This window comes from Niveispirillum cyanobacteriorum (assembly GCF_002868735.1).
In the GTDB taxonomy this organism is placed as follows: Bacteria; Pseudomonadota; Alphaproteobacteria; order Azospirillales; family Azospirillaceae; genus Niveispirillum; species Niveispirillum cyanobacteriorum.
Genome location: NZ_CP025612.1, coordinates 338,383 through 359,786, shown reverse-complemented (window position 1 = coordinate 359,786; position 21,404 = coordinate 338,383). Strand labels below are relative to the sequence as shown.

Genomic DNA, 21,404 nt, shown 5'->3' with positions numbered 1-21,404 from the left:
CCTTCTGTTCCTGGGCATCACTGTCTCCCTGAATTGTTATTGTGATGACTGATCCGGATCGGAATCACCATCGGTTTCGATTGTTGAGGTGATCTTATGAACGAAAATTCCATTCGTCAATAGAAATGGAATTTTTCTTGTATTTTTTTGTGGGCCGATGGAATTTGCATTCCACGGACGCCACGGGCGCCCTCCCCTTCACCCGACAATGCCGGAGCCGCCCCATGGCCAGGGTACGCAACCCTATGATCCGTATGCAGAAAGTGACGATCCTGCACCCGCCAGGCGATAAGGATGTCGGCCGTCATCTGGCTGAAATCCTGCGTCAGGCGGGGCAATCCCCGGGACGGCTGGGCATGGCGCGGGTCATTCCGATGGCCCCGAAAAGGGCCAAGACGGTGCGGGGGTGATGAAATGAACGTTCCATTTATCGCCGGGAACTGGAAAATGAATGGGCTGCGCGCCGATGGGCTGGGCCTGGCGCGCGACCTTGCGGACTGGCTGGAAACGGTGCGGCCGGGGGTGCAGATGCTGATCTGCCCGCCGGCCACCCTGCTGTCCGATATCGCCGCGTTGGCGGCGTCCGGACCATTGCTGGTCGGCGCGCAGGATTGCCATCACCGGGCATCTGGCGCACATACAGGCGATCTTTCCGCCGCCATGCTGGCCGATGCCGGGGCCAGTCATGTCATTCTGGGCCATTCCGAACGACGGTCACAAGGGGAAGACAGCGCCCTGGTCGCGGCCAAGGCAGCGGCGGCCCGGTTGTCCGAGCTTCGCCCTCTGATCTGTATCGGGGAAACGCTGATGGAGCGAGAGGCAGGACTGGCCGGCACCATCGTGGCCAGGCAGCTGCACGACAGTCTGCCGCCCGGTTTGGACGCGGACAGCATCATCATCGCCTATGAACCCATCTGGGCCATCGGCACGGGCCGTCATGCGGATGCCGGCACCATCGCTGCCATGCATGCACTGATCAAGGCAGAACTGGCCACCCTGCTGCCGGGCGGTGGGGATGTCCGCGTACTTTACGGGGGATCGGTGACGGCGGCCAACGCCGCCGGCATCCTGCACCTACCCGGTGTAGATGGGGTGCTGGTGGGCGGGGCCAGCCTGAAACCCGCCGATTTCAAGGCGATTGCCCTCGCCGGTCTGGGCGGCGCCTGACGCGCCGCCCCCCTCGTCACTGATAGTAAGGCTTATCGGGCCAGCCTTCAGGCATGTCGGTGCCGTAATAGCCCCCACCCTTGCGGAACCGTTCCAGACGCTTCAATTCGCCGGGATCAGCCTTCACATCCCAGGTGCGCCTGCCATTAGTCAGGTCGGCCGGGGTCAGGACCAGCGGTTCCCAGACCCGCGCGCCCGACACGTCATGCAGGGTCATGGTCAGGCTGGGCTTTTCGCCCATCTGGAAATCCAGCACCCCGACATTGACGCTGCGGTTCCAGGTGTCGCGGATGCGCACCTCCGGCATCTGGCGCAGGTTCTTGGTGGCCGGCATCTGGGCGAGCGGCGAGGAGCAGAGATCATAGATGTCGTACCCGCCATGGGCGGATCGTGGGATACAGTTCAACTCGCCCATATGGCTGTCGCCGGAGATGCAGACGACGCCGCCAATGTTCCGGTCGCGCACGAAATCGAAGATCTCATTGCGCTCCGTCATGAACACGCCCCAACTGTCGCCGCCCTTTTCATTCTCTGCGGTGGACCATCCGGTGCCGGAAACCAGCACCTTGAACACCGCCTTGCTGTCCAGCAGCCCGGCCTTCAGCCACGCCTTCTGTGCGGCGCCCAACATGGTCTTGCCGGCATCGTCGCGGTTTTCCGTCGGGTCGCGGTGATAGCGGCCATCTAGGAAGAAGAAATCCACGCCGCCATAGGATTGCTTGAAATAGACACCCTTGCTGTCCGCTTGCCCAAAGGACGGGTTAGGCCAGTAATGGCGGAAAACGTTCAGCGAGCCGTCCTTATATGGGCTGGTGCCGTCAGATCCATTATAGCCGAAATCATGATCGTCCCAGATGGCCAGTTGCGGCGTGCCGCGCAGCAGCGGTTCCAGGCGGCGGACCAGTCGCTGCCGCCCATACAGCTCCGCCAGTGCCGCCGGCTCGTCGCTGTCGCCATAGATATTGTCGCCCAGCCAGAAGAACATGTCCGGCTCCAGCGCCTGCACCACCGACCAGATCGGCTGTTCGGCGTCGAACTGGATACGGCAGCAGGACCCGAAGGCGATGCGGAAATCCGCTTTGCCGCCGGGTGCCGTGTGCGTGCGGTAAGGGAAAGGCTGTTCACGGTCCAGCTGACCATCGAACTTCAACCGGTACCAGTAGGTAGTGGCCGGCTTCAACCCTTCGGCGCGCAGGGTGACGCAGCAATCATCCTCTGAGCGTGCCCGCACCGTCTGCGTGGCGATGACCTTGCCGAAGGTCCGTTCCGCCGCCACCTCCAGCGTGACATCAAAGGCCCCACTGGCCCGTACCCAGACAGTGACATGGCCGGGGCCGGGTGCGCCCACCATCGGCCCCTGCAAGGCGCGGGGGTAACCCAGCACCGCCGCCAGCCCAGCCGCCGGCCACAAGGACACACCGGCCAGCGAAGTCGTGCCGGCCAGGAACTGCCGCCGGCTGCCATGGAAACGCATACTGCTTATCCTTCGTTCTGTGCTTCGTGCAGAGCTTGATTCAGCCGATCCACCAGCGCATTGTGGATATGGCCATTGGTGATGCAGACATTCTGGCCGTGAAGATCCAACCTGTCACCCCGGACATTGCTGACGGTGCCACCGGCCTCCGTCGCCAGGATCAGGCCAGGCGCCATGTCCCAGGCATTCAGCGCCCGTTCCCAATAGGCGTCCCAGCGACCGCAGGCGACATAGGCCATGTCAACCGCGCAGGCCCCTGTGCGGCGCAAACCCGCGACATCCGCCGATAGCAGCGCCATTTCACGGGCAAAGACCGGATGATCCGGCTTGCCCGTGAACGGCATGCCGCAGGACAGCACCGCGTCGCCCAGCGTGGCGCGGGTGGAGACATGGATGCGCCGACCGTTCAGCCAGGCCCCCCGCCCCTTCTCAGCCACGAACATCTCCTCCATCACGGGGATGTAGGTGACGCCGGCCACCACCTCTCCATCGCGCGCCAGGGCAACATTGACGCCCCAGAGCGGACAGGAGAACAGGAAGTTGGTGGTGCCATCCAGCGGATCGACGATCCAGCTGTGGCTGGCGTCGCGGTCCCCGACCTGCCCGCCCTCCTCACCCAGGAAGGCGTAATCGGGGCGGAAACGGGACAGGATGGTGCGGGCCGTCTGCTCCGCCTCCTCATCCGCGACGGAGACAAGATCCGCCGGTCCGCTTTTGGCGCGGATGACCAGTTCGGACAGTTGTGAGAAGCGGCGCAAAAGCCCGTGACCAGCGGCCTGGGCCGCATCGATCATCGCCGACAGTTCGGGGGATGGGGAATTCATGATGGATCAGTCCCTCAATCGCGTGCGCCACAGGGTCGCCGCCAAAACCATGGAAACCACCGACGCGGCGATCCAGAACCAGATCACCGGGCCGAAATCGTAATGCCGGACCCCGTCCACCATGGTCATGCCACGGTCGATCAGCATACCGGAAACATGTTCCTGCAGGGCCGCACCGACATAGCTGAAAATGCCGATAACGCCCATTGCCGCGCCTGCCACGCGCTTGGGCGCGATATCGACGGCGAACAGCCCACCCAGCGAGGTGACAAGACCTGTCATGCCGGCCCCAAACAGCACCATGCCCAGCAGCAGCAGCGGCACGCTGTTCGGCCCGAAAAAGATCAGCAGCATGCCGATCAGTTCCAGCACACCGAACAGCAGGTTGGCCGGCGGGCGGCGCGACTGGAACAGCTTGTCCGATAACAGGCCGAAGCTGATGGCCCCGACAATGCCGGCTACCGTGCTGACCATCAGCAGCGTGCCCGCCATGGCCAGGGAATAGCCCCGCGCCTCCTGCAAATACAGCACGCCCCAGGAATTGATGGCATAGCGGGTGACATAGGTCGTGGCCGAGGCTAGGCACAGCACCCAGATGGCCGGCAGTTTCAGGATGTGCAACTGCTGCGCCAGGACGGAACGCGGATCGGCCTTGGGCTTTTCCCCGTAATGGTCACCCTTCCAGTCATTGACGGGCGGCAGGCCCAGCGTCTGAGGCCGGTCCTGCAACAGGAACCAGACACCGGCGGCGGTCGCGATGCCGATCAGCCCCGGCCCGAAGAACCCGGCCTGCCAGCCCAGCCAGCCGACCAGTGAACCGACGACCAGGAAGGTCAAACCCTCGCCGATAGAGTGGGCCGTGGACCAGACGCCATAGGCGCGGCCCCGCTCCCGATTTGAAAACCAGGCCGTCATGGCCACCACGCCGCCCGGCGCCCCGAAACTCTGGAACCAGCCATTCAGGCCCCAGACCAGGACCGCCATCCAGACGCTGGTGACAAAGCCCATGGTCAGGTTGCACAGCGCCGTCAGCAGGAAGGTGATGGCCAGCGCGCGGCGGATATTGGCGTGATCGGCCAGGAACCCGTTGGTCAGCTTGCCGATGGCATAGGTGTAGAACAAGGCCGATCCGATATGGCCCAGTTCCGCCGGTGAAAATACACCCGCATCGATCAGCGGCTTCTTCACCACACCCAGCGCCAGCCGGCAGGTATAGATCAAGCCATAGCCCAGCGTGATGGCCAGCATCACCCGGATACGGTAACGGCGATAGGCGGCATCGACCGCCGCCGCGTCCGCCGTCACCGGGCGGTCAGGCCCCGTGGCGAAAAAGCCCAGCAACGCGCGCAGCATGGCGCTCTCCTCCCCAGCCGGACGGTTCATCCCGTCGCGTTGGAAGGCAAGATATTCCATATTCCAAAAATTTAGAAGATATTTTCCATCGCACTATCAGCTTATCGACCCGATAAACGCAGAAAGCCGGGCGCTGTCAGGCGCCCGGCTTTCTGTTTCAATGACAAGGACGGGTTTTCAGCCCGGCATGTGGCCTTCGCTGTTGGCCAGATACCAGCGGGCCAGTTCTTCCCGCGTGGGCCACCAGACATCATCCAGGCTCTTGGCATATTCCAGGAATTCCCGCAGGCCCCGGATACGATAGGCGCGGCCCGTGACATGCGGGTGCAGCCCCACATTCATCAGCCGTGCCGTCTTCGCCCCTTCCTGACGCAGCACCGACAATTCCTCGATCAGCGTATCGCGGAAAGCGTCGGTGGTCAGGTTGCGGCGGGTCAGCAGGGTGAAATCATTGATTTCGTTGGAATAGGGCACAGATACCAGCGGCCCGTTTTCCGTCTGCAACGGATAGGGCTGATCATCATTCATGATGTCGCAATAGAACAGGAAACCCTGTTCGGCCAGGATGCCCGCCGTATTCAAGGTGCCGCGCAGCGAGGAGGACAGCCAGCCCAGCGGACGGCGACCCACATGCCGCTCATACATCTCGATGGAGCGCAGAATGATATCCCGCTCCTTGGCCGGGTCCTTGGCGAAATTGGTCAGCAGCTCGCCCTGTTCATAATTATGGGCGAGCAGTTCCCAGCCGCGTTCCAGGCAGGCATCGACCATCGCCTTGCGCCGTTCGAAGGTGACGGCGTTGGTGGTGCAACTCGCCTTGACGCCCATTTCATCGAACAAGTCGTAGAGGCGCCAGATGCCCACCCGCTGCCCATATTCACGCCAGGTGAAGTTGGGAAAATCGGGCGTGTCACCGGGCAGAACGTCGGGAAGGATAGCCGGGCCACCCGCATAGTACGGCTTGTCCGTATCCTTTGTCAGATCCCAGGTTTCCAGGTTGAAGGTCAGGATCAGCGCGACCTTCTTGCCGTCGGGCCAACGCAGGGGACCGCGCTTGGGCAGCGGCACATAATCGTAGGAAAGCATGGATCAGAATTCCTCCAGCAGGCGACCGAAGCCGTAGACCTTGTCCTGGATACCGTTTGCGCGAAGCGCATGCCAGTAGGTGGCCGTATTGATGGCAATCACCGGCTTGCCCAGCCACATCTCTGCCGCCGCTGCCAGCTTCACCATCGACAGGTTGGTGCCGACCTGCAAAATGGCGTCGACATCATCACCGTCCAGTTGTTTCAGGACCTCACGAAGGCGGGGCGTGCCGACACGCGCGATGGAGGTCCAGGACGGGCATTGCAGCGGCACGTCGCGCACCGTCTCATACCCGTAATCAGACAGGAAGTTACGGACCTGCTCATTAGCAACGGGGTAATAGGGCGACACGAAGGCCACCTTCTTCACGCCGCCATAGGCGGCGATAGCGGCAGCCAGCGATTCAGAGCCGGTGGAGAGATACAGCCCGCTGACCTCACGGATCTGGCGGCGGAACCGTGCTGCCCCTTCCGCCCCGCCATAGAAGGTGATTGCCGACATGCCCATGACCAGATAATCCGGATCGGCGGTCATCACCGACTTCACGGCATCGACCGTATTGTCGGCGATGGCCTGGGTGCCGGCCAGGAAGGTCTCGTTGCTGATGGCCTGGGCGTTAGAAACGATGATCCGGCTGTAATGGTTGGTAACACCGGCCGGGCGCATATCGTCGAAATCGGGCTGCACTGTGGTGTTCGTGCTGGGACCCAGCACCCCGAACACCTTGCGCCAGCCACGGCTGTCCTTGGCTTCATCCTGCATGAACATTCCCCTGTCTGCTGGATATGGTCAGTCGATCGCTGCGGCGTCGGCCAGACTCTGGAACATCGCCTGCCGCATCAGGAACTGACGCCGCCGCTCCGGATCGTTACGGATGGCCAGCATCTCGTCCCGGCGCTTTTCCTGTGCCGAGGTGTGGCCTTCCTTCATCATTTCCATGGTCTGGATGGTCTGCGCCTGCACAAAGCTGCGGGCGGCACCGCGGCGCTGGCGGCTGAACTGATCCAGGCTTGCCTCATCCTCGCCATTCTTGATGATGGCGGTCAGCCGCTGGCACAGGTTGAAAGCATCATGGATGCCGCTGTTCATGCCAAACCCGCCCAGCGGGTTGTTCAGATGCGCGCTGTCGCCAATCAGGAAGGCACGGCCCTTGCGGAAGCTCTCTGCCACCCGCTGATGCATGCGATAGATGGTGCGGTGATGGGTCTTGACGCCGGTCTTGCCGATCAGCCGCTGAAACACGCGGTCGCGGTTCTCATCCGACACAAGATCAGAATCAGAGCTTTCCGGCGTGGCCGGCAGCAGGATACGCCAGACCGACGGCACCCGCAGCAGCACCAGCCATTCCTCCGGATCGGCGACATAATTCACATGCGCCAGATTCGGGAAGTAATCTTCCAGCGGCTCCGCGGTGGACAGGCACAGGAACTTCTCCGGATAGGTAAAGCCCTCAAACCCGATGCCCAGCCATTTGCGCACGGCTGAATTGGCGCCGTCGGCCCCGATCAACCAGTCGGCGCGTACCTTCTCGATGGCGAACGGCGTCTCATAGGCCAGATCCACACCCGTCTCGTCCTGGTTCACATAAACCAGACGGCTGCCGAACTTCACGGTGGCCTTGGGATGCGCTTCCAGCTTTTCCGCCAGCGCGCGGGCCAGATGGTACTGTTCGCACTGCAGGCGATAGGGGTAGCGGGTGCTGCCCTCCAACTCGCCCAGGTCGAACTCAATCACCTGCCCCGTCCGGCGGTCACGGTAATGATAGATCGGCGCCTTCAAGCCCTTTTCCAGAAGGAAGGGCGTGATCTCCAGTTCATCCAGCATTTCCAGCGTGGGTGGATGAAAGGTGGAGGCGCGCAGATCCTGCGCACAATCGGCACCGGCCTCCAGCACCAGCACATCAATACCCTGGCGGGCCAGATAATAGGCCGCGACCGTGCCAACCGGGCCGGCGCCGGCGATCACCACCTGCGTTCGGATCATGGGAACTGCCTTTCTATTTATGCGGGTGGGATGTCAATTGGTGGCTTTTTGCAGGTACGCGATCAGGGCATCACGATCGGCCTTGTCCGGCAGACCGATAAAAGCCATGGTCGTGCCGCCGACCAGCGTGGTCGGATGCGTCAGCCAGACATCCAGCGTCTTCTCGTCCCAAACGACACCACTGCTGCGCAGGGCGTCGGAATATTTGAACCCCTCGACATGGCCGGCCGGCTTGCCCCAGAAACCATGCAGATTGGGACCGACCTTGTTGGGCTTTCCCGCCGCCACCTCATGGCAGGTACGGCAGCGCAGAAACAGGCGCTCCCCCTTGTCGGGGGCCGTCTGCGCCGTTGCGGCAGAAGTGCTCGACAGCATGACGGAGACCAGAATGGCGGGAATGATGGCGTGCCCCGGAACGCTGCGATATTTCTTTCCGACAAATGCCATGGCTGTTCATGCCTCCATTCCGAACGATTATTTGGAATCGCTCTAATCGAAATGGGCGATCCGCATGCTGGTATTTGGGCGCATGCCGAATGGGCCGTCGATACACGGGTCCATATCTGGCCACAGGGTGGATAAACCCTCTGCCTGCCCTGTCGGGTCTATGCATACGCGCCTATGGTCAACCTGCGACCAGCGGTTCTCCGCCTCGCGAGCACTGAGTTCCCGAAAACTGACCGCGGCGCCGATCTTTCGACACCGCGGTCTTTTTCGTTCAAGATCAACGGATAACGGGAAGGTTTGGCATGCGGCACGCGTCTTTCTGGTTGACCACCCTTTTGGCCCTGGCCACATCCGGCGCGGCGATGGCGCAGACAGATGCCGACGCCATCTATGCGCAGCGCCTCGCCATCCTGACCGCCGGTGGGCCGATGGAAACGCTGTATCAGCCACGTGAGCCGGTCGCCGGCGCCCCTACCGCCCTTCCGATGGTCCAGCCGGGACAGACCAGCATCAAGCCGGATGCCCTGAACGCCGCCCGTTCCTATGCCGAGGCCAGCGGCGCCCAGGCATTCATCGTCTGGCATGATGGCAAGGTGCAGGACGAAACCTATTTCGCCGGCACCAACGCCGACACGCCCCTGGCGTCGAAATCCCTGTCCAAGCCGATGACAGCCATGGTCGTGGGCCGCGCCATTGAAATGGGTAAGATCAAATCGCTGGATCAGAGCGTTTCCGACTTCATCACCGAATGGAAAGGCACGCCCAAGGAAGCGATGCTGATCCGTCATTTGCTGGATATGCGTACCGGCTTTCTGGAACAGGGGTTCAATGCCGATCCCAACCATCCCTGGAATCTCGCCTATCTGTCGGTCGATCACGGCAGCTACATCGTCAAGGATTACCCCCTGACCGACGCGCCGGGCACCCGGTACGGCTATTCCAACGCAACGTCGGAACTGATCGCACTGGTGATCGAGCGGGCGACGGGCCGGCGTTACGCGGAATTCGTGGGCACCGAACTGCTGATCCCCACCGGTGCCCCGGGGGGCGAGGTCTGGGTGAACCGGCCGGGCGGGCTGGCCCATTCCGGTTGCTGCATGATGCTGCCGGCGCGGGCCTGGGTGCATCTGGCCAAGCTTCTGCTGGATGATGGCAAGGTGGGAGCCAAGCGTCTGTTGCCCAAGGGCTATGTCCAGGAAATGGCCACCGCGACGGCGCAGAACCCACATTATGGCCTGGGCCTGTGGGTCGCTGGTCCCTATGTCGAACGCCGCGGTTTTGGTGCGCCGGGGGCACCGGGACCCAAGGTGCTGCATTCCGAACCCTATCTGGACAAGGACCTGTTCCTGTTCGATGGCAATGGCAACCAGACGGTTTTCGTGTCCCGCAAGACCGGCCTGATCGCCCTGCGCATGGGGCCGAACCCGCCGAAGGGCGTGGATTGGGACAATGCCTATCTGCCCAACATTCTGCTGCGTGGGCTGGTGAAGCCTGTGACGCTGGTGGCGCAGGGGAAGTGATCAAACGGGGCCGGTTTACTCCCCGGCCCCCGCCTCAAATCACCTCTGATTAAGTGCCGCCGCCTGGGTCAGTTCCGCACTGATCGTCTCGGCGGTGCCTTTCAGATCATCCAGATACCGGTCCAAGGCCGCCTCCGGCTTCATGGCCGACGCAAAGAAGATTACCGTCATCGCTGCCTTGAAATGTTCACCCAGGAAGATCGGCACCGCGATGGAGGCGGTCTTGCCCGGCGTCAGATTGTGATGATTGCGCCCCTGCACGGCATAACCCTGCGACCGGATCCGCTCCACATTCAGGCCCGCGCGGGCGGCCTTCAGATATTCCGGGTCCACCTCCTGCGACACCTTCATCCAGCGCAGCAGGGTTTCCCGCTCTTCGTCCGGCGTATAGGCCATGGAGAGCTTGCCCGACGCGCTGTCCAGCACGGGCAGGGTGAAGCCGGGGTAATAGCGTTCGAAGGTCAGGGCCGTGTTGGCATGCGTGCTGTCGCGCAGCATCATGTTGCGACCCACGCGGGACGCGATGGAGATGGGCCAGCCGATACGCCGGGTCAGGGACACGATATGCGGCCGCGCGATCTCCACCAGCCGGTCATCATCCTGAAACCCATAGGCCAGGGACTGCACCATGGCCGTGGGGCGGTAGCGCTTGCGGTCCGGCTCCTGCTCCACCAGCCCTTCATAGACCAGGGTCTGCACCAGACGGCAGGCGGTGGGATAAGGCACCTCCGCCGCCCGCGCGATTTCCATCATGGTCAGCGAGCCCTGCCGGTTGATCGCCTTCAACGCCGCAATTGCACGGCTGATGGCCCGGATCGGCACCCCCTTCTCCATTCACCCCTCCCCCCGACAAATATGACGGTTGAATGGTGCCAAGTTTTGGGGGCGCCGGTCGCACAAGGCGTGAGGATCTATCCACCTGTCGGATAAACGATGATTACCTCAACAGCCGGGTGTGTACACGAAAGGGCGTGATCTACGCGGAAATGAGCCAGAGGGCACTCAGCGCGCCCACTTTTTGTCGAAAGCCCAGACATCCTCAAATCCGATCAGCGAACAGAATTCCTTGAAATTGAACAGCGGCACGTCGGGTGACAGGCTGGTACCCGTCTGTTTCAGGTTCAACAGGGCCGACTCCATTGCCGCCGCCGCCGCCAGACTGGTCATAGCCGGGAAGATGGCCATGGAATAGCCGAGGCTCTGCAGGGTCTTGGCATCACGGATGGGGGTCAGGCCGCCATCGGCCATGTTCGCCATCATCGGCTTGTCCAGGGAGGAGGTGACGATGCGGGCCTCCTCGTCACTGGTCAGTGCTTCGGGGAACAGGATATCGGCACCCGCTTCGGCATACAGCTTCATCCGGTGCAGCACACCTTCCAGCCCCTCGCTCTGCCGTGCGTCCGTACGGGCGATGATCAGGAAATTCTCATCCCGCCGTGCCTCGACCGCGACGCGGATCTTGTCGGCCATTTCCTCTGCCGGAACAACACGCTTGCCCGGCGTATGGCCGCATTTCTTGGGGAATTCCTGATCCTCAATCTGGATGGCGGTGATACCGGCCTGCTCATAGGCCTGGACCGTGTGATGCACATTCAGCAGCCCGCCGAAACCCGTATCGGCATCGGCCACCACGGCGGCGTTGCAGGTCCGAACCAGGGTCGCCATGCGATCCACCATCTGCGTCACCGACGCGATGCCCGCGTCGGGAAGCCCATAGGCCGACGCAACCGTCCAGTAACCGCTGCCATAGACGATGTCGAAGCCGACCTTGTTGGCGATAACAGCGGCGATCATATCCTGGATGCCAGGGGCGGTGATGAACTGCCGGGAAGCCAGCTTCTGGCGAAGGATGGGATTGGCCATGATGTTCTCTGTATGAAGATGGAAATTATCAGCGGGTAAGCCAGGGCAGGCGCGTCCGGCGATCCTGCTCGTACCGGTCGATGGTGCCGGCATAAAGGTTCAGGATGCCCATCACCTCATCCCAGCCATTCAGCAGGGCATCGCGCTTGCCATCATCGATGGCGATGGCAATGGCGGAACCATCGGGCCGAGTGATGGTCCGGGCGGACAGATCGACATGTAGGCTGGCACCGGCGCTGGCATCGGATAGCAGGGCGGCATGGTCCGCCTCCCCCACTGTCACCGGCAGCATGCCGTTGCGATAGCAATTGCCCCGGAATATCTCTGCGAAGCTGGGCGCGATGATGCAGCGTATGCCCATATCCAGAATGGCCCAGGGCGCCTGTTCGCGCGAGGAGCCACAGCCGAAATTCGGACCGGCGACCAGGATGCCGGCATGGCGCCAGGGATCGCGGTTCAGGACGAAATCCGCCAGCTCCCGCCCCTGCCCGTCATAGCGGCGGTCATGGAAGGCATAGCGGCCCAGCCCCTTCTTTTCCGTGATGGTCAGGAAGCGCGCGGGATAGATGATGTCCGTATCGACATCCGCCTCGATCAGGGGGGCGGCGATGGCGGTCAGGGTCGTGAAGGGCTGCATGGATCAAGCCTCCCCAAGATAGTCGCGCGGGTCGGCAATGTGGCCGGCGATGGCCGATGCCGCCGCCATGGCCGGGCCCATCAGATGGGTACGCGCCCCCTGGCCCTGGCGGCCTTCGAAATTGCGGTTCGATGTGCTGGCGCAGCGCGCACCGGGTGGCAGCCGGTCATCATTCATGGCAACGCAAAGCGAACAGCCCGGTTCGCGCCATTCAAAGCCGGCGGCCCGAAAAATAGTGTCCAGCCCCTCCGCCTCCGCTTGGCTCTTAACGGCCTTCGACCCCGGCACCACCAGCGCCTGGACGCCATCGGCGATGCGGCGATCCTTCAGGACACGGGCGGCGATGCGCAGATCTTCGATCCGGCCATTGGTGCAGGACCCGATGAAGACATGGCCGACGACAATATCGCGAACCGGCATGCCCGCCGTCAGCCCCATATAGGACAGGGCCTTGGTCATCTTGGCCGCCGTCTCGGCGTCGCGGGCCCCCGCCGGATCGGGCACACGGCCGGTAACATCGGCAACCTGATCGGGGCTGGTACCCCAACTGACCTGCGGCACCAGCTTGGTGGCGTCAATATCGATCACCCGATCGAAGACCGCACCCTCGTCGCTGGGCAATGTCCGCCAATGGGCGACAGCCGCGTCCCAATCCGCCCCCTTCGGTGCCAGGGAACGGCCTTTCAGCCAGGCGAAGGTGACCTCGTCCGGGGCAACCAGACCGGTGCGGGATCCTGCCTCGATACTCATATTGCAGAGGGTCATGCGCCCTTCCATGGTCAGGGCGCGGATGGCGGGGCCGGCATATTCGATGGCATGGCCGATGGCGCCATTGCTGCCCAGCTTTCCCACCACCGCCAGGATAATATCCTTCGCCCCCACGCCCGCCGGCAGGTCGCCGTGGACATTGACGCGCAGGGTCTTCGCCTTGGTCAGGCGTAGGACCTGTGTGGCCAGGACACTTTCGCATTCGCCCGACCCGATACCGAAAGCCAGGGTGCCGAAGGCGCCATGCGTGGCGGTATGACTGTCCCCACAGACCAGCGTTAAACCCGGCAAAGTAAATCCTTGTTCCGGACCCGTAACATGTACGATCCCCTGACGCGGATCGTCCAGGCCAATCATATCGATACCGAAATCACTCGCATTGCGGGCCAGAAGCTCGACCTGCGCGCGGGCCTGCGGATCGGCGATGGGCCGGTCGCGGTGGCGGGTGGGAACCGAATGATCGGCGACGGCCAGAAAGGCACCGGGATTACGGACCTTCAGCCCCTTCTCACGCAAGGCCGCGAAGGCCTGCGGACTGCTGACCTCATGCAGCATAGCGCGGTCAATATAGAGCAGGCTGATCCCGCCTTCCTCTTCCGCGACCACATGGCTGTTCCACAGCTTGTCATAAAGGGTAAACGGCATCGCCCGGTCCCCGGCCCCTGTTCCATTCCATGCGGAACACATCATGTCCCCACCGGTCGCGCCAAGCCCGCACGACGCGGTGACCGCCTTGCGGACATTCACGCGACCCGACCGCGCCCGACCCCGTACCGCCAGATAGTCTGCGCCCCAGGATTGTCGAGGATTGAGGTTAGGGTCATGCCGGACAGTGCTTCTCACGGTGACAATATCGGCAACGGCTTGAAGGCCGCTTTGCTTTCCATCACGGGTCCCGATGGCGTGACCGACGATGAGGCAACCCGCCGCCTGCACAGCGGCGATATCTGGTCGGAAAGCGCCGAGCCGGTCGCCCTGGTCGTGGCGCCAGACAATCTGGAACAATTGTCTGCGGTCACAGCGCTGCTCCACCGGCATCAGGTGCCCCTGGCACCACGCGGCGCGGGCATGAGCTACACCGGCGGGTACATTCCCACCGTGTCGGGCACGGTATCGCTGGACATGCGGCGGATGAACCGCGTCATTGATCTGCGCCCTGACGACATGGTGGTGACGGTGGAGGCCGGCTGCACCTGGATCGACCTGAACAAGGCACTGGCCCCGCACGGGCTGCGCACACCGTTCTTCGGCCCCATGTCGGGCCTGATCAGCACCATCGGCGGCGGCGTGTCACAGCAGAACGCCATGCTGGGTGCCGGTCATTACGGCACGACCAGTGAAAGTGTCGTGGCCCTGACCATGGTGCTGGCCGACGGGTCGATCCTGCGGACCGGTGCACGCGGGGAGGATGGCGATACCCCCTTCTACCGGCATTTCGGCCCCGACCTTACGGGCCTGTTCTGCGGTGATTGCGGGGCCTTCGGGACCAAGGCCCATATCACCCTGCGCCTTATACAGGCCCCGAAACATGAAGACTACGCCAGCTTTGAGTTCCCAACCGGCGGCGACCTGATGCGGGCGATGGCGGCCCTGGCGCGGGCCGGTGTTGCGGCGGAAATGTGTGCCTTCGATCCCGGCCTGACACGGGTGCGCATGCAGCGCGCGTCGATGACCAGCGATGTGAAGGCACTGGGCGCCGTCGTCACGCGTCAGAAATCCCTGCTACGTGGGCTGTGGGAGGCCGTCCGGGTCGCCGGTGCCGGTCGCAGTTTCGTCAGCGAGGACAGTTTTCCCCTGCATTTGAATGCCGAGGGGCGATCGGCGGAGGCGGTGGCGCATGATATGGCCACGGCCCGGCGCATCGCGACGGAACATCATGGCCGGGAGGTGGCGAATACCATTGCCAAGGTCATCCGTGCCATGCCCTTCCCCCCGCTGAACAGCGCGCTGGGGCCGGGTGGCGAGCGTTGGATTCCCATCCATGGTCAGATTTCCCTGTCCAAGGCGCCAGCCCTTTACGAGGCGGTGGAGCAGGTCTTCGCCGGGATGGCTGACGATTTCGCCAAGCACAATATCAAGACCGGGTACCTGTTCACGTCCCTGTCGACCAACGCCCTGATCGTGGAGCCCGTGATCTATTGGCCGGAAAAGCGGCTGCCGGTGCATTATCAGGCGCTGGAACCCACGCATATAGCGCGCCTGCCCGAACATGCGGACAATCCCGACGCCACCGCCGTGGTGACGGAGGCCCGCAAGCGCCTGATCGCCACCTTCCGACGCTTTGGCTGCGGTCATTTTCAGGTTGGCCGCTCCTACCCTTATCGTGAGAGCCGGGACGCGGCCAGCCAATCGGTCCTGGATGCACTGAAAGATGCGGTGGACCCCGCCCGCGTTCTGAACCCTGGCGTGCTGGGCTTTGCCAAGGGGCAGAAATGAGCCAGAACTATAAAGCCCTGCAGCAGGTCCGCTTTGCGCAAAGTTTCCGCGAGGCGGCGGAGATCGTGGATCAACCGCTGCGCGATCCGGGGCCCGGTGAAATCAGGGTGCGCAACCATTGGTGTGGCGTCAACGGTATCTTTGATACCCAGATCGCGCGCAATGCCGTGGATTATATCCGCATCCCCATGCCCACCTGGACGGGGGTGGAGGCCATCGGCGTGGTGGAGGCGGTGGGCGAGGGCGTAACGGGCTTCAGGCCCGGTGACGCCGCCGCCACCAACCGCTTCACGGGCGGCTATCGTCAGGCGAATATTGCACCGGCGGCGCAGTTCATCCCGACCCCATCAGCACACCGCGACTATCTGGCGCTGGCCTCCACCGGCGTTTCGGCGTTGCTGGCGTTGGAACATGTCGGCGGACTGCGTGCGGGGGAGACGGTTGCCATTTCGGCGGCGGCGGGCGGTCTTGGCCATATGCTGGTGCAACTGGCCAAGCTGGCCGGGGCACGGGTGGTCGCCGTCTGTGGGGGTGAGCGGAAATCGGCCTTCGTCTGGTCGCTGGGTGCTGACCGGGTCATCGATTACAAGCGCGAGGATGTGGCGCAGGTCCTGTCCACGGAGTTCCGGGATGCCCTGGATCTGGCCGTCGATACCGTCAGCGGCGCGATCTTCGATGCCTTCCTGGACAATGTCGCCCCACTGGGGCGCGTTGTGGTGGCGGGTGCGGCCCAGGACCTGGACGGCAAGCCGGAAATCGTCACGGCACCGCGCGTCGGCAACAAGCTCTACTACAAGGGCGCTTCCGTACGCGGCTTCATGAATGGCCGTTTGACCGACCTGTGGCCAGCAGCACGCGAAAGACTGTTCAGCCTGCACGCCGCTGGCAAAATCAACGTCACCTTCGATGACACGCCGTTCACAGGTCTGGCCCAGGTGCCAGACGCTGTGGAGCACCTGCTTTCCGGGCGGTCAATGGGCAAGGTCACCGTCGATCTGCGTTGATCAGACAACTCACAAGCATAAGGATTTCTGGATATGAGCAACAATGTCGCCGAACTGCGCCGTGACATGCCCCTGCTGGCCCGCAATGAGGGCGTCTGGGAAGGCTGGTACCGCTATTACAGCGCGGAAACGGGCAAGCTTGTGGATGAGCATCGCTCGCGCCTGATCTGCCGCCTGAAGGAGGATGGCGAGTTCCCGTACCATCAGACCAACCATTATTTCTGGGAAGATGGCCGCACCGACGTGCGCGATTTCCCCGCCTCTTATGCCGATGGCCGCATCTGGTGGGACAATGACCTGATCAAGGGTTGGGCTGCCGCCATGAAGCCGGACGATTTCAACCGCTCCACCTGCCTGCACTGGACCCGCAAGGGCGATGACGATCTGTATCTCTATGAGATGATCCAGATTTCCGATTGCGGTAAGTTCCGGTCGCGCACCTGGCATTGGTACAAGGGCGGCAAGTGCTTCCAGCGCACACTGATCGACGAGGTGTTCGTCACCAGCGACTGGAAGAACTTCACCAACACCAGCGCACCGAACACCTGATCTGTACGGCCATGCAGTTCGATTATTCCATACCGGTGATCGTCGCGGGTGCTGGGGCGGCAGGTGCTGTCGCCGCCCTTGCCGCTCGCGGTGCCGGGGCGGATGTTCTGCTGATCGAGCAGGATGCCGTGCCGTTTGGCACGACCTCCATGTCCCAGGGCCTGCTCTGCGCTGCCGGTACGGCGGCGCAGAAGCGCCTGGGCATTCATGATGATGGCGACATTCTGTATGCCGACATCATGGCCAAAACGCAGGGAAAAACCGACCCGGTGCTGGCCCGTGCCATCGCCGATGGGGCGGGCCCGACCCTGGACTGGCTGGTCGAACAGCATGGCCTTCCTTATGAGCTGGATGTCCGCTTCAAGGCGGCGTTCGGCCATTCACGGCTGCGCGTCCATGGCTGGCCGGGGCGCAGCGGTAACGACATGCTGATGTATCTTCACCGCCGCCTGGAAGAAACCAGGGTGGACGTGATCCACCAGGCGCGCCTGGTGGAAATCGCGGGTGATGGTGCAGGCGGGGTCGCCGGCATCGTGATTGGGCGACCCGACGGCAGCCACGAAGCTATCGGCTGCGACAGCCTTATCCTGGCGACAGGCGGGTTTGCCGGCAACCGAGATATGGTGCGCACCCATATCCCCGATGCCGGTGACGCCCATTATCACGGTCATGAAGGCAGCGACGGCCTGGGCATCCGCTTAGGCGCGGGGCTAGGTGCCGAACTGGCGGACATGGGCGCCTATCAGGGTTACGGCATGCTGACCGACCCGCAGGGGGTAACACTGCCGCCCGGCTTCATCCTGGAAGGCGGCTTCCTGGTCAATCAACATGGCGACCGTTTCGTTGATGAAACCGACGATATTTCAGCGGTCGTGCATCCGGTATTGGCACAGCCCGATGGCCGGGCCTGGATCATCTTCGACCAGCGGATCGAGCAGGCCTGCGCCCATATCCCCGAAAGCGCGCAGTTGCGGGAGTTGAACGCTGCGCGCGCTGCTGACAGCGTGATCGATCTGGCGCTGCGCATCGGCGCCGATCCTGCCCGCCTGGCCGCCAGCCTGGACGATATCCATCGCGCGACGACCGCGGGCCGCCCTGACAGCCAAGGACGGCGCTGGACAGATCCGGTGCTGGAAGCGCCGTTCCGTGCGCTGCGCCTACGCGGGGCCATCTATCATACCCAGGGGGGCTTGCGCACCGATGGGAGCGGGCGGGTTCTGGCGGTAAGCGGACTGCCCCTGCGTAATCTTTTCGCCTGTGGCGGGGCCGCGCGATCGGTTTCCGGGCCTTCCTGCTGGGGTTATCTGCCGGCGATGGGCATCTGTGCGGCGGTCACGCTGGGCCGTTTGGCCGGGGCCGAGGCCGCCCGGCTGGTCATTGCCAAGCAACCGACATGACTTACCATCAGGCCACGATCCGGGGCATGATCGGCACTGTCCGCCGTGCCCCGGTGTGAGGGCCACCGTGCAAGCAACAAGGATTCGCCAAATGCGTATCACCGCCGCCATCCTGGACCAGATCGGCCTGCCCGGCCCTTATGCCGACAGCCGACCGCTGCGTCTGGCACAGGTGGAACTGGCCCCGCCGCGTCCCGGTGAATTGCTGGTACGTATCGATGCCGCCGGCCTGTGCCATTCCGATCTGTCGGTGATCAATGGCGACCGGCCCCGGCCCATGCCCATGGCCCTGGGGCACGAGGCGGCGGCGACGGTGGTGGAAACGGGCGATCCCGACAGCCCCTTCAAGCCGGGCGACCGCGTCGTCCTGGCCTTTCTGCCGGCCTGCGGGCAATGCGCCTGCTGCGGGGCCGGCGAGGGTTATCTGTGCCAGCCGGGGGCGACGGCCAATGGCGAGGGGCGGCTGCTGCGGGGCGGACGGCGGATCATGGAACTGCCGGGCAAAGAGGTAAACCACCATCTGGGTGTGTCGGCCTTTGCCACCCATGCGGTGGTGGACCAGCGATCGGCGGTAAAAATCCCGTCCGACATCGCGCCGGAAATCGCCGCCCTGTTCGGCTGCGCCGTGCTGACCGGTGTCGGCGCGGTTATGAACACCGCCGCCGTGAAGCCGGGTGAAAGCGTTGTCGTCTATGGCTTGGGCGGGGTCGGCCTGTCATCGCTGCTGGGCGCCGTGGCCGCCGGGGCCAACCCGGTCATCGCCGTCGATCCCATTGAGGATAAGCGCAAGCTGGCCCTGGAACTGGGGGCCGCCGCCGCCGTGGCGCCCGCCGATGCAGCCCAGGCCATTGCCGACCTGACGGGCGGTGGTGCTGATGTCGCGATTGAGACGGCGGGCAAGGCTGCCGTGCTGGCCGCCGCCTACAAGTCCACCCGCCGGGGCGGACGCACCGTCACGGTCGGTCTGCCCAACCCGGCGGAAATGCTGAGCTTCCCGGCGGTATCGCTGGTGGCGGAAGGCAAGACCTTGATGGGCAGCTATATGGGCTCGTCCATCCCGTCGCGCGACGTGCCGCGCTATATCGGCCTGTGGCGGGCCGGACGGCTGCCGGTGCATCGGCTGTTGAGCGGCACCGCACCGCTGTCGGAGATCAACCGGCTGATGGACGAACTGGCGGCGGGCCGGGTGATCCGGCAGGTGGTCCTGCCTTAAGGCACCATGGGGAGGGGGCAACCCCTCCCCCACGCGGCTTATTACAGCCCGAGCGCACCCGGATTCATCAATCCGGCACCGTCCACCTTGGTCTTCACAGCGCCCAGAACCTGCCGCGTGACAGGGTTCATGGCTTCGGTCACGGGATAGAGCCGCCCGACCTGCAAATGCGCCGCGCCATGCTTGGCATAGAGCGCAACGCATTCCTTCTTCAGCTGCCGCATCAGTTCCGCGCCTTCCGGATTGGCGGGATAGCGCGGCAGGTTCTTGGCCGCATCGGGTTCCAGGATACGATCATGGAATGCCGCGCGCTCATCCTCCCAATAAAACGCCAGTTCATAGAGGAAGCCGTTGGTGGCGATGGTGGAGAACATGGCGGCGGCCAGGACCTTGTGCCGCGTCATCTCCGCTGCTTGGCGTGCGTAAAGCGCGTCCAGATCGGCGCGGAAGGCGGCCACCCGGCTGAAGGGCAGGATGCCGTGGACAGGCACCCAACGCTCCCCCTTCGGCCCCAGGATATGGTTCAGCGGCGGAAAGGGATATGCGCGAACCAGGGTCGGCATGGAGTTCTCGATCTCCTTGCCGAACGGTTCCGCCGCCGCGCGGATACGGCGCAGCATCGACCGTTCCTCGTCCTGGTCAAAGGCATCAATGGTGTAATGGGCGGAATAGTTGATGCCATCCAGGAAGCCGCGCCCGGCGACGACGATCTTCGCCATCTGCCAAAGCGATTCGAACGGCCCCCGCCCCGCCCGGCCCACCGCCAGCAGCATCTTCAGATCGGATTTCAGATCGCCCATGCCCAGGCGCTGCTTTTGCAGGAACGGGTCCAGGCCAAACGCCTCTGACGCCACCCCTTCGCGCGCCACGGCGGCCATGGCGCCCAGCATCTGGTCGAAGGTCTGGAAGCCGAAGGAGATGCCGGTATTGATGGGCCGGCGGCGGACCAGACGCAGGGCCATAGCGGTCTTGATACCCAGGGCGCCGGCATCGCCGCTGAACAGACCGGTCAGATCGGGGCCGTAATGACGGAAGAATGGAGCGCTGTTAGGCTGCGCCCAGGAACCGGTGCGCAGAACCGACCCGTCGGCCAGCGCCACCTCCAGCCCCAGCAGACTGTCCACTGCCGTGCCGAAAGTGCCGGTGCCGTAAGTGACGGCATTCTGGGACATGGTCCCGCCAAGGGTGGCGCGGATGCCGGAGAACGGTCCCCAGAAAGGCGTGCGCAGGCCCAGCGGTGCCAGGGCAGCGTCCAAAGCGGCCCAGGTCACCCCCGCTTCCGCCACCACATACATGTCATCGGCATTGATCTCAACAATCCGGTCCAGGCCGCTGGTATCCACCAGCACCGCACCTGCTGTACCCGCCAGATAGCCGTTGGAATAGGACATGCCGCCACCACGCGGCACCACGGCCACGCCCACCTGATGCAGCAGCTTCAGCGCGCTGGTCAGCGCGTCGCGCGTCACCGGTCGGATGACGGCCAGCAAAGGCGCGCCAATGGAATGCACATCCTGACCGAAGAAGGACAGGTCGTCGGCATCGGTCAGGACGGCAGCATCCCCCAGAACCGCGCACAGACGCGGCAGAAGGTCTGAGGTGGGGGCGGCGGTATCCGGCATGATATTGGTTTCCCTGGAAAATGCGTCTGTTGAAGACACAGTGACAGGATCATGCCGGGTC

20 protein-coding genes are annotated in these 21,404 nt (G+C 63.5%); 8 read left to right on the top strand and 12 right to left on the bottom strand.

What is annotated here, in order from left to right; genetic code table 11:
* Positions 1–224 precede the first annotated feature (224 nt).
* Both C0V82_RS17510 and tpiA read left to right on the top strand, forming a co-directional pair.
* On the top strand, positions 225–410 hold the full coding sequence (locus C0V82_RS17510; protein ID WP_158660013.1) for a hypothetical protein: 186 nt from the start codon (positions 225–227) through the stop codon (positions 408–410).
* Positions 411–447: 37 nt separating this feature from the next.
* The gene (gene tpiA / locus C0V82_RS17505; protein WP_245924270.1) at positions 448–1,167 is read left to right on the top strand and encodes a triose-phosphate isomerase; all 720 of its coding nucleotides are present in this window, start codon (positions 448–450) and stop codon (positions 1,165–1,167) included.
* Between the two features lie 16 nt (positions 1,168–1,183).
* Here the strand turns inward: tpiA and C0V82_RS17500 are convergent, their stop codons facing one another.
* The 7 genes from C0V82_RS17500 to C0V82_RS17470 form a co-directional block, all read right to left on the bottom strand.
* The gene (locus C0V82_RS17500; RefSeq protein WP_102113744.1) at positions 1,184–2,641 is read right to left on the bottom strand and encodes an alkaline phosphatase D family protein; all 1,458 of its coding nucleotides are present in this window, start codon (positions 2,639–2,641) and stop codon (positions 1,184–1,186) included.
* A 5-nt stretch (positions 2,642–2,646) separates the two neighbouring features.
* Positions 2,647–3,465: an inositol monophosphatase family protein gene (locus tag C0V82_RS17495; protein ID WP_102113743.1), complete on the bottom strand. Its 819-nt coding sequence runs from the start codon at positions 3,463–3,465 to the stop codon at positions 2,647–2,649.
* Positions 3,466–3,471: 6 nt separating this feature from the next.
* Positions 3,472–4,818, bottom strand: a complete 1,347-nt coding sequence (locus C0V82_RS17490) for an MFS transporter (RefSeq protein ID WP_199772577.1) — start codon at positions 4,816–4,818, stop codon at positions 3,472–3,474.
* Positions 4,819–4,995: 177 nt separating this feature from the next.
* Complete coding sequence (locus C0V82_RS17485) at positions 4,996–5,904, bottom strand: polysaccharide deacetylase family protein (protein WP_102113742.1); 909 nt, start codon at positions 5,902–5,904, stop codon at positions 4,996–4,998.
* A gap of 3 nt (positions 5,905–5,907) precedes the next feature.
* Complete coding sequence (locus tag C0V82_RS17480; RefSeq protein ID WP_102114368.1) at positions 5,908–6,666, bottom strand: maleate cis-trans isomerase family protein; 759 nt, start codon at positions 6,664–6,666, stop codon at positions 5,908–5,910.
* Between the two features lie 27 nt (positions 6,667–6,693).
* Positions 6,694–7,887: an FAD-dependent oxidoreductase gene (locus C0V82_RS17475; protein ID WP_102113741.1), complete on the bottom strand. Its 1,194-nt coding sequence runs from the start codon at positions 7,885–7,887 to the stop codon at positions 6,694–6,696.
* 33 nt (positions 7,888–7,920) lie between these two features.
* Positions 7,921–8,334: a c-type cytochrome gene (locus tag C0V82_RS17470; RefSeq protein WP_102113740.1), complete on the bottom strand. Its 414-nt coding sequence runs from the start codon at positions 8,332–8,334 to the stop codon at positions 7,921–7,923.
* A gap of 302 nt (positions 8,335–8,636) precedes the next feature.
* On the opposite strand from C0V82_RS17470, the gene C0V82_RS17465 reads away from it, so the two are divergent.
* On the top strand, positions 8,637–9,854 hold the full coding sequence (locus C0V82_RS17465; protein ID WP_102113739.1) for a serine hydrolase domain-containing protein: 1,218 nt from the start codon (positions 8,637–8,639) through the stop codon (positions 9,852–9,854).
* 39 nt (positions 9,855–9,893) lie between these two features.
* On the opposite strand, the gene C0V82_RS17460 is transcribed toward C0V82_RS17465, so the two are convergent.
* The 4 genes from C0V82_RS17460 to leuC form a co-directional block, all read right to left on the bottom strand.
* A complete protein-coding gene (locus tag C0V82_RS17460) occupies positions 9,894–10,688 on the bottom strand; it encodes a helix-turn-helix domain-containing protein (protein ID WP_102113738.1) in 795 nt (264 codons plus the stop codon).
* Positions 10,689–10,856: 168 nt separating this feature from the next.
* The gene (locus C0V82_RS17455) at positions 10,857–11,717 is read right to left on the bottom strand and encodes an isocitrate lyase/PEP mutase family protein (RefSeq protein WP_102113737.1); all 861 of its coding nucleotides are present in this window, start codon (positions 11,715–11,717) and stop codon (positions 10,857–10,859) included.
* A gap of 28 nt (positions 11,718–11,745) precedes the next feature.
* Positions 11,746–12,354 (bottom strand): 3-isopropylmalate dehydratase small subunit, encoded by a 609-nt coding sequence (leuD, locus tag C0V82_RS17450; protein WP_102113736.1) that lies wholly within the window; start codon positions 12,352–12,354, stop codon positions 11,746–11,748.
* Between the two features lie 3 nt (positions 12,355–12,357).
* A complete protein-coding gene (leuC, locus tag C0V82_RS17445) occupies positions 12,358–13,767 on the bottom strand; it encodes a 3-isopropylmalate dehydratase large subunit (RefSeq protein ID WP_102113735.1) in 1,410 nt (469 codons plus the stop codon).
* Positions 13,768–13,944: 177 nt separating this feature from the next.
* On the opposite strand from leuC, the gene C0V82_RS17440 reads away from it, so the two are divergent.
* From C0V82_RS17440 to C0V82_RS17420, 5 genes are all read left to right on the top strand, one after another.
* Complete coding sequence (locus tag C0V82_RS17440; protein ID WP_102113734.1) at positions 13,945–15,558, top strand: FAD-binding oxidoreductase; 1,614 nt, start codon at positions 13,945–13,947, stop codon at positions 15,556–15,558.
* A complete protein-coding gene (locus tag C0V82_RS17435) occupies positions 15,555–16,562 on the top strand; it encodes a zinc-binding dehydrogenase (RefSeq protein ID WP_102113733.1) in 1,008 nt (335 codons plus the stop codon). Before C0V82_RS17440 ends, C0V82_RS17435 begins: the two co-directional genes overlap by 4 nt.
* A gap of 33 nt (positions 16,563–16,595) precedes the next feature.
* Positions 16,596–17,111 (top strand): hypothetical protein, encoded by a 516-nt coding sequence (locus C0V82_RS17430; protein ID WP_054166263.1) that lies wholly within the window; start codon positions 16,596–16,598, stop codon positions 17,109–17,111.
* An 11-nt stretch (positions 17,112–17,122) separates the two neighbouring features.
* Positions 17,123–18,508, top strand: a complete 1,386-nt coding sequence (locus C0V82_RS17425; RefSeq protein WP_102113732.1) for an FAD-dependent oxidoreductase — start codon at positions 17,123–17,125, stop codon at positions 18,506–18,508.
* Between the two features lie 91 nt (positions 18,509–18,599).
* Complete coding sequence (locus tag C0V82_RS17420; protein WP_102113731.1) at positions 18,600–19,721, top strand: zinc-binding dehydrogenase; 1,122 nt, start codon at positions 18,600–18,602, stop codon at positions 19,719–19,721.
* Positions 19,722–19,762: 41 nt separating this feature from the next.
* On the opposite strand, the gene C0V82_RS17415 is transcribed toward C0V82_RS17420, so the two are convergent.
* A complete protein-coding gene (locus tag C0V82_RS17415) occupies positions 19,763–21,343 on the bottom strand; it encodes an FAD-binding oxidoreductase (protein ID WP_102113730.1) in 1,581 nt (526 codons plus the stop codon).
* Positions 21,344–21,404: the final 61 nt, after the last annotated feature.